The sequence below is a fragment of the uncultured Endozoicomonas sp. genome, from assembly GCF_947495845.1.
Taxonomy (GTDB): domain Bacteria; phylum Pseudomonadota; class Gammaproteobacteria; order Pseudomonadales; family Endozoicomonadaceae; genus Endozoicomonas.
In genome coordinates this window covers 1-14,691 of sequence record NZ_CANMAO010000004.1, presented here as the reverse complement: position 1 = coordinate 14,691, position 14,691 = coordinate 1, and the positions used below count along the sequence as shown (strand labels likewise).

Sequence of the window (14,691 nt, the reverse complement as noted above, 5' to 3'; positions counted from 1 at the left end):
TGATGTTTTTTGTGCGTCGCACTTTGTAAGGTAGACGGCTCAGAGCGTCCAGGTATTTCGTATATTGTGAGCTGGGGTGTCTGTTTTTTAGTCAGTGGTGGTTAGCGGGAAAACCGCAAATTATCACATTCAAGGAAAATAAAAATAAGTCAGCAATTGTCGCATATGACGCGGTATCCGCGGATGGGTATGATGTTTGCTTATTTTGTACCTGCTTTGTAACTCTGATTTTGTAACTTTTATTTGTAGTAAAGAAGAGCCTGCTCCGATCCTGTGTGTTTGCAGGTGTTTGTGTGCAGTGGGCAGGCTGATTTAATGGATTGAGGAACGGTTATGCATCCACTTGCCGGTCAACCCGCAAGCGACGATCAGTTGGTCAATATTCCACGGTTAATCAGTGACTATTACACTGTTATTCCCTTGAACACTCCGGATCTGGGCATCAGTCAGCAGAAAGTGGCCTTTGGTACTTCTGGCCATCGGGGCACCGCAGCTAATGGCTCGTTTAATGAAGCTCATATTCTTGCCATTAGCCAGGCTATTTGTGAATACCGACGCCTTCAAGGGATTGAAGGCCCCATCTTTGTGGGCATGGATACCCATGCGCTTTCTGAGCCGGCGTTAATCAGTTCGGTGGAAGTGTTTGCCGCCAATGGGTTGGAGATCATGATCGATAAAGATCGTGGCTACACGCCCACGCCCGTTATTTCTCATGCCATTGTCTGCTATAACCGCGAGCATTCAGCACTGGCGGATGGTGTCGTTATTACGCCGTCCCATAACCCGCCGGAAGACGGTGGCTTTAAATACAATCCACCCCACGGTGGGCCAGCGGGCACGGAAGCGACAAAATGGATTGAACATCGTGCCAACGATTTGATAGCTGATAAGCTGGCCGGTATTAAGCGGGTGACGTTCAATCAGGCGCTGCAAAGTGGAAAAGTGCACCAATACGATTATGTAACGCCCTACGTTGCGGATCTTGAGAATGTGTTGGATATGGAAGCCATTGCAGGTTCCGGGTTGAACATCGGTGTTGATCCATTGGGAGGTTCAGGGCTTTATTACTGGGAACCGATTGCTGAGCGTTATGGATTGAATCTGACCATGGTCAGTAAAAAGGTAGATCCCACCTTTTCATTTATGCATCTGGATAAAGACGGCAAGATCCGGATGGACTGCTCATCTGAATGTGCAATGGCCGGTTTGATTAAGCTGAAGGATAACTTTGATATTGCCTTCGGAAATGATCCGGACTTTGATCGTCACGGTATCGTCACCCGCAGCCATGGATTATTAAACCCGAATCATTATCTGTCTGTCGCCATTCAATATTTATACTCACATCGTCCGTTATGGTCGTCTGATGCAGCCATTGGCAAGACACTGGTTTCCAGTGCGATGATCGATCGGGTGGCTGCTGGGTTGGGTAGGCAAGTAATTGAAGTGCCTGTTGGTTTTAAGTGGTTTGTGGACGGGCTATCAACAGGCTCAATGGCCTTTGGTGGCGAGGAAAGTGCCGGCGCAAGTTTTCTTCGAAAGGATGGTGGTACTTGGTGTACTGATAAAGACGGCTTCATCATGGCACTACTGGCAGCAGAAATCACCGCAGTGACCGGAAGCGATCCCGGCGAGCATTATCATGCGCTTACACAAAAATACGGTGCGCCGGTGTATCAGCGATTGGAAGCACCGGCAAACAGTGAGCAGAAAGCGGTGCTCTCTGCATTGCACCCGGATCAGGTTAAGGCGGGCACGTTGGCGGGCGACCCAATAACAGCAAGATTGACCCATGCGTCAGGCAATGGGGAAGCCATCGGCGGTTTGAAGGTGGTGACTGACAGAGGTTGGTTTGCAGCTCGGCCTTCAGGTACTGAGTCGGTTTATAAAATTTATACCGAGAGCTTTGATGGGGAGGCACATTTGGCAAGCCTTCAGGAAGAAGCAAAAGCAATGGTGGCAGAAGTATTTAAGGCCAGCGGCGTGTAGTTTTAGGGCGGGAATGGTCGTTTTTGAATAGGTGCTGTTGAACAGGTGCTCTACGGCCAGTAATGCTTACTGGCCTTTGTTCGTTGTTGCTTTAGCTATGCACTTTTCTCGCCCCCGTGCAGGTTGGGTAGTTGGTGCATATCCAGCATTCTAAGCCGGCTTTTGGTCCAGAGGTCAGCGTTTTCAGCTTCATGGACTTTTTGCACTTCGGGCAGTTTGGATCGATAATTGCTTTTACTTCTCTCACTTTTTCTCTGGGGGCGGTGATTTCAAAGTTGAGACTATCATTGTCTTCAAGGCCACAACTGGAAAGAACAGTTCGGCTAAGTTCTGTTATGTCTCTCCAGGGTTTTGCTTCATATTCCAGTAGTGGCAAATCGGCGGACTTACACAGTTGGCGCAAGACCCGGTATTTTTTGGCGGTTTGCTTTTGACGGTAAGGTATCAGGTTTATAACACAACCAATTTCCATGTTCTTACGATGGTAGAGCGTAAAATCAAAGCGCTGATACCTTTGAGCACGGAGGGTAAGAGACAACTTGTCTAGCCAGCTGGTTTCAAGAACATCGATCACAGGAAGGGATGGCAGAATCAAAAGATGACGATGGACAGCTATATCCAGTTGACCCAGAAAAGCACGTTTTTCGTTATCAAAAAGTTGTTGGCGAACGGTGGCTGTGATGGATCTTGAGTAGAGCCAGAAGAGCGCAGTAAGAAAGGATAGAAAAAAAACGCCCGAAAGAGCAAGTGATACGTTGTCCAGCTGCACTGTACTACCTTGTTTTGGATTTATGAATCAATAATCCACTTATTTTAAAGCGTAAGCGGGTATGAAGACATGCAAGGCTGAAACGGTGAGACAATGGCCAAAAGAAAATCGCCAAAAGAAAATCGATTGATGGCTATTTGTTGTCAGGTTTGCCAGTTGTTGCATATCTGACAGGACATAATAGTCACTATTATTCTCTTTTCATAATAGGGATATTTCCACAATGACTATTCATTAAGGATGATCATTGTGGAGAAATACCCTTTCAGTTACTGTCTGAGCACTTTTATGCTGTCAGGCAGAAACGGACTCTTCCTGAGTGGCTGGTGAGCCTGAAGATGCTTCATCAGTGTTGCTACTGCCATCCGGCACAACCTTTGTAGCAATAAGCCCTTTGGGGCCGTGTCCAATCTCGAAGTTGACAACCTGGCCAGCTTTCAGAGTCTTGAAGCCTTCCATATCAATGACAGAATAATGGATCAGAACATCCTGATTCTCTGTCTCTTCCATGGCCTGAATAAAGCCATAACCCTTTGGGTTGTTGAACCATTTGACTGTACCTACCAGCATAGCTTCCATTTCCTTCTTGGTCGCTTCCATACAGCTTATTTACCTTCAAATATTACATTGAAGGAACTGCTGAGAAACTGCAACCCTTGTTGTTGTTTTTTTTGGTTATTCATTGTTATTTTTCAAAAGTGTCTTCCGTGTCACTTTATCCCTCCATTTCTGACTGAGTCGGGGTTGATCTATCAGTCTACATGCGAAGGGAATTTACAATATAACATCATAAATTGCCTTTTTAACAGTGTTGGTATGGCTTTATGTTCTGATTTCTCATAAAAAGCCAAGCAATCGATTGAACGCTAATTATTTATGTGGTTTTTTGCTGCATCTCGAGTGTCAAATTTTACTGGCGAACTAGAATTACTAGCTCCTTTCACCAAGAGAAAGTATTGATGACAGAACACGTTCATCATTGTGCTGGGGATAATGACAGCAAATTGTGCGTCGCTATTATCATAAAATTGGCGTTAAGCGTCGTTCAGATGCTTGGTGGCAGTTTGTCGGGCAGTCTTTGTTTGATAGCCGATGCGTTGCACAATCTTGGTGATTCCGGCTCTATCTTGCTGGCTTTGATCGCCAGAAAGGTTGGGCGTAAAGCTCCGAATTCACACATGACATTTGGCTATTGTCGTGCAGATATTCTTGGTGGTCTGGCAAACAGTTTGATTTTGTTGGCAGTGGGCGTCTATCTGATCGTTGAAGCGGCTGAGAAATACTTTTCTCCTGCGGATGTTGATGGCTGGGTTGTGCTCTGGATTGCCGGTGTCGCTTTGCTGGTCAATACGGCAACGGCCGTCCTGACGTATCTGACCGGTGCTCGAGGCAGTATCAATATTAATGCGGTTTTTATTCACAGTGCCTCTGATTCTGTAGCTTCTCTCGTGGTTATTATTGCCGCGGTGTTAATGATTAATTATCAGCTGCATATTTTTGATGTGATTGCGACGCTGGGCATTTCAATATATGTGCTGTTCAATGGCACAAAATTGTTCAGGCGTTGCATTAGTATTCTGATGCAGGGGGTTCCAAAAGGTATCAATATTGATCGAGTCAAATCAAAGATTGGAGCGTTAGATGGCATTGAGCAGGTAGAGCAGCTGCATATCTGGCAGCTTGACGACAGGCATGTCTATCTGGATGCCCAAATCCTGTTAAGGGCTAAGGATCAGGAATTGATTAAAGAGAATGTCAGAGCATTACTAAGCCAGCGTTATGGGATCAAAAATACGGTATTGGAAACTAGATTTCTGCAGGACTGAATACGGTCAGTCCTGCAGCTGAGCGTTACGATTGAGAAGGGTCTGGAAGACTGAACTCGTATTGCACAAGATCCTGAGTGTCCACAGACTCAAGCTTCACATCAAAGCCCCAAAGACGATGTATGTGCTTCATGATCTCGTTCGTGCTTTTCTCCTCCAGCGGTCGTCCTTGGTGCATATAGTGTCGAAGTTTTAGTGAGCGATCGCCTCTCACATCAACGTTGTACACCTGAAGGTTGGGTTCCCTGTTTCCGAGGTTGTATTGAGCTGCCAGATTTTCTCTCAGCTGGCGATAGCCGCTGTCATCATGGATGGCATCAATCTCCAGGTAAGGGTTGATCTCGTCATCATCAATGCTGAACAGACGCATATCCCGCATGACCTTAGGCGACAGGTACTGCAGAATAAACCCTTCATCTTTAAAATTGCGCATGGCGAAATGCACAGCGTCCAACCAGTCGGTTCCGGCAAGATCCGGGAACCATTCACGGTCTTCATCTGTCGGCTCTTCACAGATTCTGCGAATATCCCGGAAGATATTGAAGCCCAGAGTGTATGGATTGATACCACTGTAACGTGGGTCATCAAACTCTGGCTGGAAAACGACACTGGAGTGAGAATGCAGAAATTCCATAATGAAGCCTTCGGTAATCAGCCCTTCATCGTACATCTCATGCATCAGGTTGTAGTGCCAGAAGCTGGCCCAGCCCTCGTTCATCACCTGTGTCTGGCGCTGTGGATAAAAGTACTGAGCTACCTTGCGAACAATTCGGATGATTTCCCGCTGCCAGGTTTCCAGTAACGGTGCATTCTTCTCAATAAAATAGAGAATGTTTTCTTCCGGATCTTTTGGGAAACGCTTCTCCTGCCTTTCAATCTCGCTTTCACGAACAGGAATGGTTCGCCAGAGATCATTCAGGTTCCGTTGTATGTATTCTGCCCGTTCCTCTGCCTGTGCTTTTTCTTGCTCTGCAGACATGGGTGTTGCCCGCTGATAACGGTTTACACCCTGATTCATCAGCGCATGACAGGCATCCAGAATATCTTCTACCGCGCTGATGCCATGCTTCTCTTCACATTGAGAGATGTATTTTTTGGCGAACAGCAGGTAATCAATAATGGCGCTGGCATCCGTCCACTGTCGGAAAAGGTAGTTGCCTTTGAAGAAAGAATTGTGACCATAACAAGCGTGGGCAATGACCAATGCCTGCATGGGCATAGTGTTCTCTTCCATCAGGTAGGCAATGCAGGGGTCCGAATTGATCACAATTTCGTAGGCAAGCCCCATGCGACCTTGTTGATAATTCTGCTGATTACTCAGGAATGTTTTGCCATAGCTCCAGTGACTGTACATTAATGGCATACCCACAGAAGAGTAGGCATCCAGCATTTGTTCAGAACTGATGACTTCAATCTGGTTGGGGTAAGTATCCAGTCGGAACTTGTCTGCCAGGCGCGCAAACTCCCGGTCATAGGTTTCCAGCAGTTCGAAAGTCCAATCCGAGCCGACAGACAACGGCTCTTTTCGTTTTCTGGTTTCTTGTTCAGGCGCTTTAGCTTCCAGCATGGCTTCCCTCCTTTTTCTCAAATAGACGGCGGAAGGTTGGGTAAATATCCGAGTATCCCCGAATCTGCTGCATGGCAAAATGGCCCGAATTTGCCTGCTCTATATCTTTATACTCATACCAGAGATTCTGGTGGTGACGGTCTGTGATCTCCACATAGGAATAGTACTGACAAACCGGCAACAGTTTTTCCAGAATAATGTCGCGACATTTGCTGGAGTCGGCTTCCCAGTTATCGCCATCAGAAGCCTGGGCGATATAGATGTTCCACTCATTGGTGGGGAAGCGTTCACGGATGATTTCATCGGTCAGTTTCAGTGCGGTAGATACCACGGTGCCGCCGGTTTCCCGGGCGTAGAAAAAGTCCTGCTCATCGCATTCACGGGCTTCACTGTGGTGTCGTATAAACACCACTTCCACGGCTTCGTAGTTTCTTTCCAGAAACAGGTAAAGCAGCAAAAAGAAGCGCTTGGCCATGTCTTTGATGTCCCGGGTCATGGAGCCGGAAACATCCATGACGCAAAACATCACGGCTTTACTGGAAGGTTGTGGCACTTTCGCCATGTTGTTGAAACGCAGATCGAAATCATCAATAAAAGGTGTGCGCTTCAACTTTTTGTTGAGAACCGTAATCTCTTCCCGAATCACTCTGGCCCGTTGCTGGTCCAGTTCCTCAGGATTGACTTCCATTTCCCGCAGTTCACGCTTCAGTTGTCGTACGATTTTTCGATCTTTGCCTGAAAGCGCAATACGGCGAGCATGAGCCGCTTTCAATGAACGGATAACATTGAGCCGATCTGGAGAGCCGGCAGTAGTGAAACCCGCTCTTTTTAGTTTGTAATCTGTGCTGTCTTTCAGCTCTTTACGAACCAGGTTTGGCAGTTCCAGGTCATCAAACAGGTATTCAAGGAATTCATCCCGATTGATCTGGAAGGCAAAATCATCGGCACCTTCGCCGCTGTTGCTGGCGTCGCCATCACCGGTGCCCTGACCACCGCCACCGGGTGGGCGCTGAATACGATCACCGGAATTAAACTCTTTATTTCCCGGATGCACATGGCCGTGGTGACCACCCTGACCATGATGGAAGAAAGGCTCACTAAGGTCTTTCTTGGGAATGGTAATGTTGCTGCCACTATCAACGTCGGTAATGGAGCGCTGATCCACAGCATCCTGTACTGCTTCTTTTACCAGACCGCGATATCGCCTCAGAAAACGCTGTCGGTTGACAGTGCTCTTCTTTTTTCCGTTGAGGCGTCGGTCGATTATGATGCTCATAAGACGCTCTCCCGATAATTATTGTTTATACCCGTCGTCTTTGAAGCTGCTACTTTGTTAGCTGCTCTCTCTCACCCCGGTCACTTAGTTGATCTAAGCTCCCGGGCTTCGTTCGTTTGCTGCCGCGTAGCAACTCCAAACTCTTTGGGTATGGATCGCACCGCCCAAATCAATGGGCGGGATCAATAGTTACTGGGATTTGCGAACCCGGATATACCACTCTGACAACAGGCGAACCTGTTTTTCGGTATAACCGTGGGCAACCATTCGGGAGACAAAGTCCGCATGTTTGCGCTGGTCATCCTGCGAGCCCTTCGCATTGAAGGAGATAACGGGCAGCAGATCTTCTGTATTGGAGAACATCTTCTTCTCAATGACAGAACGCATCTTCTCGTAGCTGAGCCAGCTTGGGTTCATACCGTCGTGGTTGGCTCTTGCTCTGAGGACAAAATTCACCACTTCATTTCGGAAGTCCTTAGGATTGGCAATGCCCGCAGGCTTCTCAATCTTCTCAAGTTCTTCGCTGAGTGCAGAACGATCCAGAATGTGGCCGGTATCCGGATCACGGTATTCCTGATCCTGAATCCAGAAATCCGCATAGGTGATGTAACGGTCAAAGATGTTCTGGCCGTATTCAGAGTAAGACTCCAGATAAGCGGTCTGAATCTCTTTGCCCAGGAACTCAATGTACTTGGGCGTCAGGTATTCTTTAATAAACGACAGATACCTATCGTTGATCTCTTCCGGGAACTGATGCTGTTCAATCTGCTGTTCCAAAACATAAAGTAGGTGAACCGGGTTGGCAGCCACTTCGGTCGGATCGAAGTTGAAGACCTTGGACAGAATCTTGAAGGCAAAACGGGTAGAAAGACCGTTCATGCCTTCATCAACACCCGCCATGTCTCTGTATTCCTGCAAAGGCTTAGCGTTTGGATCGGTGTCCTTCAGGTTTTCACCGTTGTACACACGCATCTTGGAGTAGACGGAAGAATTGTCCGGGTCTTTGATACGAGACAGTGTCGTAAATTGAGCCAGCATCTTCAGCGTGTCCGGTGCACAAGGCGCATCTTTCAGAGAGCTGTGTTCCAGCAACTTCTCATAGATATGCACCTCTTCACTGACACGAACGCAGTAAGGCACCTTGACGATGTTTACCCGGTCAATAAAGGCTTCGTTGGTCTTGTTGTTACGGAAGGTTTGCCACTCGGATTCGTTAGAGTGTGCCAGCAGAACACCTTCAAAGGGAATTGCGCCCAGGCCTTCGGTGCTGTTGTAGTTGCCTTCCTGGGTTGCGGTCAGTAATGGATGCAGCACTTTTACAGGTGCCTTGAACATCTCAACAAATTCCATAATGCCCTGGTTTGCACGACAGAGTGCACCAGAGAAGCTGTAAGCATCTGGGTCGTCCTGAGAATATTCTTCCAACTGACGGATATCGACTTTACCTACCAGACTGGAAATATCCTGGTTGTTTTCATCGCCAGGTTCTGTTTTGGCGACAGCCACTTGATTCAATTGGCTAGGGTAAAGTTTGACCACGCGGAATTGCGAAATATCACCACCAAACTCATTGAGTCGTTTAACCGCCCAGGGCGACATGATGTATTTCAGATAGCGACTTGGAATCCCGTATTCTTCTTTCAGAATGCCTGCATCTTCATCGGGGTTGAATAACCCAAGGGGTGATTCAAAAACGGGCGAACCTTTAATGGCATAAAAAGGCACACGCTCCATCAATTGTTTTAATTTTTCAGCCAGTGAAGATTTACCACCACCCACAGGGCCTAACAGATAGAGAATCTGTTTCTTTTCTTCCAGCCCTTGGGCTGCGTGTTTAAAATAAGAAACTATCTGTTCGATGGCTTCTTCCATGCCGTAGAAGTCTTTAAACGTCGGGTATTGTTTAATCAATTTGTTAGAAAAGATCCGACTTAATCGTGGATCGCGCGCTGTATCAACGACTTCCGGTTCACCGATGGCCTGCAGCATCCGTTCTGCGGCATTGGCATAGGCCCCGGGATCGGTTTTGCAGAGTTCCAGGTACTCCTTGAGGCTCATCTCTTCTTGTTGAACGGCTTCATATCTCTTCTGATATTGTGCAAATATTGACATGTTTATCTCCCACCTAGCCGGTAAATCGGAGTTGGCATACACATCACCCTTGAAGGGCGGAATTATTGAACGACGGTCGGTCTATAAATATGCATGCTTAAAATACTTATAGAACACTTTGATAGCAAAAGTCTATAGACAAAAAGAGATAAAGATGTAGGTGTGAAAAGTGGCGGATTGGATTGATTTTATTTTCCAAAATTTACATGCTTTTCTTGTAGCAGTCTCTGATTCCTACTGGTATTATTTGATAGTTATCAATCAGGTTGTTATAAATTATTTGTCTCTTCAACTCACAGGCGTTGGTTATTTTCTGAACCACTTCTGTCTCATTAATTTGCTTGGCTAGGCACTCTTCAAGTATGTGCTCCAAGTCGATATTCAAATAAGTAGCTTCTTCCAGAATTTTTTGTGAAATATGGGACTCGATGTATTTGGAGAAGTATATTGCTAACTCTTCTGTATCTAGAGTCTTTGATTGCATCACGACACCTTAAAAAAGCTAGAACAGCACTTTGGTGGTTAGATTATCTAAAATAATGACCAGTGATTTCTTTTCAGTTGATTAATACTATTCATCCATAATAGTACAGGTTAAAAAAACGACAAATTATTGTTATTGATAGGTTCACTTGCATGCTTATTCTTCTTTATCTCCTGCTGGGTGCCAGCGCAGGGTTAACTGCTGGATTGTTTGGAGTCGGTGGTGGTCTGATTATCGTGCCTGCTCTGATTTATAGTTTCAAACTGCAGGGGTTTGCACCCGAAGTGCTGACTCATATGGCGGTTGGTACTTCTTTGGCCGCAATGATTGTGACGTCACTGAGTTCAATTAAAGCGCATCAGGAAGAACATGCGGTGCAGTGGAAGCTATTCTCAATAGTCAGTGTTGGTATTTTAATGGGTGCTTTTTTAGGTGCTTATACGGCGGTAAATCTGAGCGGGCACTTTCTCCAAACACTGTTTGGTATTTTTGCGATCGGTGTGTCTGCAAAAATGTGGTTCGGCTTTAAGGTTCGTGAAGGTGGCAGGTTTCCCGGTAAGCCACTTCTCGTGATTGCAGGTGTTGTGATTGGCGGTATTTCCAGTATGTTCGGAATTGGCGGAGGGACATTGTCCGTACCGTTTTTGCGTCGGATTGGTCTGACCATGCAAAAAGCCGTTGCAACATCAGCTGCTTGCGGGCTTCCGATTGCCGTGATGGGCTCTGCATCAAACATGATATTGGGAATGGGAAATCAACAACTGCCTGACATGACGACAGGGTACGTTTATTGGCCAGCTTTTATCGGTATTGTAGTCACCAGTGTATTTCTTGCGAGATTAGGTGCTCGATTGGCTCATAATTTACCCGCAGAAAAACTGCAGAAACTGTTTGCCATTCTTTTGGTGGTTGTTGGAGTACAGTTGGTTATCTAAAAAATAGCCAGCTAAAATTCGCTGATCAAGGCGTTATCCAGTTGATAGATATCGTCCCGGAAGCGCACGCGGCCATTCTTATCGGGCCAGGCGGTAAAGTACACGGTGTAGACCGGTATTTTTTTCTTGAGCTCAAGCGTATCGGAATAGTTACCGTTTAAGGCTGCCTTCAATTCACTGGCGAGCCCTTGTTCTTTAGCAATGGTTTCAACCAGAGCCTTGACATGATGAACTCTGATACACCCTGAGCTAAATGCTCTTCGCTCTTTTTCAAATAATTCAGGCTTGTCAGTGTCGTGTAAATAAACACCAAAGCTGTTTTTAAAGCCCAGCTTAAACTGCCCTAGGCGGTTAAGTTCACCCGGTTGTTGCTCAAGTCGATAAGTGAAAGATTTGGGGGTTACCGCTTTCCAGTTTACTGAGTCTGGAGCAATTTCCGGACTGTTGTCATCCCAGCTTTTGTATACCTTGAATTTTTCCCTTAGAAAAAAACCCGGATTTTGCTTTTCTTTCTTAAGTAGGCTCTTGGCGATGCTGTGAGGGACTTTCCAGGTTGGGTTGATGGTTATCTTTTCAATCTCACTTTGCAAAATGGGACTTTGCTTGTGGGGGACACCAATAATGATTTTGTGAGTGGTGCTGTCTTTAGGGTTGCGTTGATAGCGGGTTGTGTAGCCGGCAATATCAACCCAGACTCTTGGGTATGGAAGCGTTCTGGGTAGCCAGCGTAAACGTTCCATATTGGCTTTTACCGTTCTGATGCGTTCATTAGTAATAGATAACAGTGCCTGCCGGGTCATATTGCCCAGACGTCCATCGGGAACCAATTTGAACCTTAGCTGAACTTCCGTGAGTACATCTTTATGAACCTGAGTGTAAACGTCGTCTGGCAAATCATCCGCGAGATCCAGATTTTCCAGCCATTGATTAAGCAACTTGATGCTTGAGTGACTGTCGCCATCGAACAGTATGAAGTCGTTAGGAAATAGGCTGTAGGCGTTTCTTTTCCAGTTGCGTAATTGTTTAAGCGCTTTGATCAGATGTTTGTATTCAGGGATATCCGGGCTGATACGATCCAGAGGTGGAGTAAGGCCTGAATATGTTGGGGTGGTAGCCACGTCTTTGATGGTCCATCCCGGCTGATAGTAATGCCGGTTAAGAATACCGGCATCCATATACCAAGTGTAAAGATTCACCACTTCACGAATTTGGTCTTTGGTAGGGGTGTTACCAATCAGTTGCCAATGCTTTGGCTGAACATCAATGCCGTGCTCCGGAAGCTCAGATAACCATTGAAGAGCTTCTTTCCTTTCGGATTCCTGACTGGCCTGGCTGAGCAGTGAATACACCACTGCGATAAAGGCGATAAATAATCGACGCATAACATCCTCTGTAACTGCAAAATACCGATAAACGTCAAAATAACAGCTTATTTTTTAATGGTTTATTTCCTGTGTCCTCACCAATTAAGCCGTTGATTCCGGTTCCGGCAAATGGCCAGGTGCCAGCTGTTGAATTCAGGGTGCCACCTGTTTACTGGCTCCTCGGGCGGATACCTTGTTACACTGGAGCACTACTCAAATGATTGCTGGAACCGGTTTGTGATTGCCTATCCCGAAATAGATCCTGTTGCCTTTAGTCTGGGGCCACTGAGCGTTCACTGGTATGGTCTGATGTACCTGGCAGGGTTTTCCATGGCCTTGTGGCTGGGGAGCTACCGAGCGAAAACCTCCAATGGCTTGTGGAAGCCTGAGCAGGTGAGTGACCTGGTATTTTATGGTGCCGTGGGTGTCGTCCTCGGTGGGCGCGCTGGTTATGTGCTGTTTTATAACTTTGATTATTTTCTCAGGGACCCACTCTGGCTGTTAAAGGTCTGGGATGGGGGAATGTCTTTCCATGGCGGCCTCTTAGGTGTTTTAGTGGCTATGTGGCTTTATGGCCGTTCACAGGGGAAGTCTTTCTTTCAGGTGACGGACTTTATCGCGCCATTGGTTCCCCTCGGCTTGGGTTTAGGACGCATTGGGAACTTTATTGGTGGTGAGCTGTGGGGAAGGGCGACGGATGTTTCCTGGGCTATGGTTTTTCCTTCAGATCCGACTCAGTTGGCCAGGCATCCATCTCAGCTTTATCAATTTTTCCTGGAAGGCATTGTTCTTTTTTCTATCCTTTGGTGGTTTTCAGCAAAACCAAGGCCAAGAATGTCTGTTTCAGGGCTCTTCCTGCTCATTTATGGATTGGCTCGGATTCTTGTTGAATTTGTTCGCGAGCCGGATACGCAGTTAGGCTTTATCGCGTTTGATTGGCTGACTATGGGACAGTTGTTGTCTTTGCCGATGGTGGCATTGGGCATTTTCTTTATGGTGTGGGGCGCTCGACAATATCCGCTGGTGGATGGTATGAACAGCGATGATGCGCTCTGGTTGAAAAAACAGACAAAGGCTGGATCGAAGAAAAAATGAAACAGTATCTGGAATTATGCCAGCGCATTGTGGATGACGGTGTCTGGATTGAAAATAAAAGAACGGGTAAGCGTTGCCTCACAGTAGTGAATGCAGACCTCGAATACGATGTGGCTGGCAATCAGTTTCCTCTGATCACAACCAGGAAAAGCTTCTGGAAAGCAGCCATTGCAGAACTTCTGGGCTATTTACGGGGCTATGACAGCGCTGAACAATTCCGGGCTATCGGTTGCAATACCTGGAATGCTAATGCCAATGAAAACGACAGCTGGCTGGCGAACCCGAACCGTAAAGGTGAAGATGATATGGGGCGTGTTTACGGAGTACAGGCGAGAGCCTGGCAAAAACCGGAAGGTGGTCATGTTGATCAGTTACGTAAAATCGTCAATAACCTGAGTCAGGGTATAGACGACCGTGGTGAGATATTGACGTTTTACAATCCTGGCGAGTTTGACCTTGGGTGTTTGCGCCCATGTATGCACACCCATACCTTCTCTCTTTTGGGTGATACACTGTATTTGACGTCTTATCAGCGCTCCTGTGATGTGCCTCTAGGGCTGAACTTTAATCAGGTTCAAGTGTATGCGTTACTTGCCATCATGGCGCAAATTACCGGGCACCAGCCTGGTAAGGCGTACCATAAAATCGTGAATGCGCATATTTATGAAGATCAGCTGATGTTAATGAAAGAAGTTCAGTTGAAAAGGGAGCCTTATCCATCGCCTCAATTCAGTATAAATCCTGATATAAAGTCTCTGGAAGACATAGAGAGCTGGGTGACAGTGGATGATTTTGAGGTTAAAGGTTATCAGCATCATGAGCCGATTGCCTATCCATTTTCGGTATAGTTAATCAATCGCCTCTTTATTTTGGCCTCCTTGTTGTTTTGATGGGAGGCTACCAGCCAATGCTTAAACTATTGCGAATCAATGCTTTATAGATGTTTTTGTCCATTGATTCTCCTGTTGTTTTGTCAATTCTGTACCCTGGTATGGCAGTATTTAATTCCTGAATTTTTATGTGACCTGCCTGCACCATAAAATTTTCTGGGACCAGTTCGTTCTGTTTAAGGTTGTAGCCATTTTTGCTGGCATGATCCTGAATTAACATGGTCTGCATCATTACTTCAAAAATTGATGTCCGGTCTTTATTGCTTTTACAGCCATCGAACATATCGATTTTCAACGTGTTTAAAAGTTGGCTCTTCAGGGATATCTGTGGGTAAAAAATGAACTGATTTAATGAAAAAAAGCACCAGCGATCAATTTCTGATA

General features: G+C 46.3%; 13 protein-coding genes. 5 read left to right on the top strand and 8 right to left on the bottom strand.

What is annotated here, in order from left to right; translation table 11 throughout:
* Positions 1–333 precede the first annotated feature (333 nt).
* On the top strand, positions 334–1,989 hold the full coding sequence (pgm, locus tag Q1B11_RS04310) for a phosphoglucomutase (alpha-D-glucose-1,6-bisphosphate-dependent) (protein ID WP_299728140.1): 1,656 nt from the start codon (positions 334–336) through the stop codon (positions 1,987–1,989).
* Between the two features lie 91 nt (positions 1,990–2,080).
* Here pgm and Q1B11_RS04305 read toward each other — a convergent pair whose 3' ends face one another.
* Together Q1B11_RS04305 and Q1B11_RS04300 are read right to left on the bottom strand one after the other, a co-directional pair.
* Positions 2,081–2,758 carry a DUF2726 domain-containing protein gene (locus tag Q1B11_RS04305; RefSeq protein ID WP_299728137.1) on the bottom strand — a complete coding sequence of 226 codons (678 nt, stop codon included), beginning with the start codon at positions 2,756–2,758 and terminating at the stop codon, positions 2,081–2,083.
* A 294-nt stretch (positions 2,759–3,052) separates the two neighbouring features.
* Positions 3,053–3,358: a cold shock domain-containing protein gene (locus tag Q1B11_RS04300; protein WP_299728134.1), complete on the bottom strand. Its 306-nt coding sequence runs from the start codon at positions 3,356–3,358 to the stop codon at positions 3,053–3,055.
* A gap of 359 nt (positions 3,359–3,717) precedes the next feature.
* Between Q1B11_RS04300 and Q1B11_RS04295 the strand changes: the two genes are divergently transcribed.
* The gene (locus tag Q1B11_RS04295; protein WP_299728131.1) at positions 3,718–4,584 is read left to right on the top strand and encodes a cation diffusion facilitator family transporter; all 867 of its coding nucleotides are present in this window, start codon (positions 3,718–3,720) and stop codon (positions 4,582–4,584) included.
* 25 nt (positions 4,585–4,609) lie between these two features.
* Here the strand turns inward: Q1B11_RS04295 and Q1B11_RS04290 are convergent, their stop codons facing one another.
* The 4 genes from Q1B11_RS04290 to Q1B11_RS04275 all read right to left on the bottom strand — a co-directional run bounded on the left by Q1B11_RS04290 (position 4,610) and on the right by Q1B11_RS04275 (position 10,023).
* The gene (locus tag Q1B11_RS04290; RefSeq protein WP_299728128.1) at positions 4,610–6,151 is read right to left on the bottom strand and encodes a SpoVR family protein; all 1,542 of its coding nucleotides are present in this window, start codon (positions 6,149–6,151) and stop codon (positions 4,610–4,612) included.
* A complete protein-coding gene (locus Q1B11_RS04285) occupies positions 6,138–7,427 on the bottom strand; it encodes a YeaH/YhbH family protein (protein ID WP_299728125.1) in 1,290 nt (429 codons plus the stop codon). Before Q1B11_RS04285 ends, Q1B11_RS04290 begins: the two co-directional genes overlap by 14 nt.
* Positions 7,428–7,616: 189 nt before the next feature.
* Positions 7,617–9,539, bottom strand: a complete 1,923-nt coding sequence (locus Q1B11_RS04280) for a PrkA family serine protein kinase (RefSeq protein ID WP_299728122.1) — start codon at positions 9,537–9,539, stop codon at positions 7,617–7,619.
* A gap of 202 nt (positions 9,540–9,741) precedes the next feature.
* Positions 9,742–10,023 carry a hypothetical protein gene (locus Q1B11_RS04275; protein ID WP_299728119.1) on the bottom strand — a complete coding sequence of 94 codons (282 nt, stop codon included), beginning with the start codon at positions 10,021–10,023 and terminating at the stop codon, positions 9,742–9,744.
* Positions 10,024–10,175: 152 nt separating this feature from the next.
* Between Q1B11_RS04275 and Q1B11_RS04270 the strand changes: the two genes are divergently transcribed.
* Positions 10,176–10,958 (top strand): sulfite exporter TauE/SafE family protein, encoded by a 783-nt coding sequence (locus tag Q1B11_RS04270; protein ID WP_299728114.1) that lies wholly within the window; start codon positions 10,176–10,178, stop codon positions 10,956–10,958.
* 11 nt (positions 10,959–10,969) lie between these two features.
* Here Q1B11_RS04270 and Q1B11_RS04265 read toward each other — a convergent pair whose 3' ends face one another.
* A complete protein-coding gene (locus Q1B11_RS04265; RefSeq protein WP_299728111.1) occupies positions 10,970–12,340 on the bottom strand; it encodes a L,D-transpeptidase family protein in 1,371 nt (456 codons plus the stop codon).
* A 219-nt stretch (positions 12,341–12,559) separates the two neighbouring features.
* On the opposite strand from Q1B11_RS04265, the gene lgt reads away from it, so the two are divergent.
* Positions 12,560–13,417 (top strand): prolipoprotein diacylglyceryl transferase, encoded by an 858-nt coding sequence (gene lgt / locus Q1B11_RS04260; RefSeq protein WP_299728108.1) that lies wholly within the window; start codon positions 12,560–12,562, stop codon positions 13,415–13,417.
* Complete coding sequence (locus Q1B11_RS04255; protein ID WP_299728105.1) at positions 13,414–14,265, top strand: thymidylate synthase; 852 nt, start codon at positions 13,414–13,416, stop codon at positions 14,263–14,265. The genes lgt and Q1B11_RS04255 overlap by 4 nt, the downstream gene beginning before the upstream one ends.
* A gap of 49 nt (positions 14,266–14,314) precedes the next feature.
* Here the strand turns inward: Q1B11_RS04255 and Q1B11_RS04250 are convergent.
* The coding region (locus Q1B11_RS04250; protein ID WP_299728102.1) for a hypothetical protein at positions 14,315–14,691 on the bottom strand (377 nt) is incomplete at its 5' end.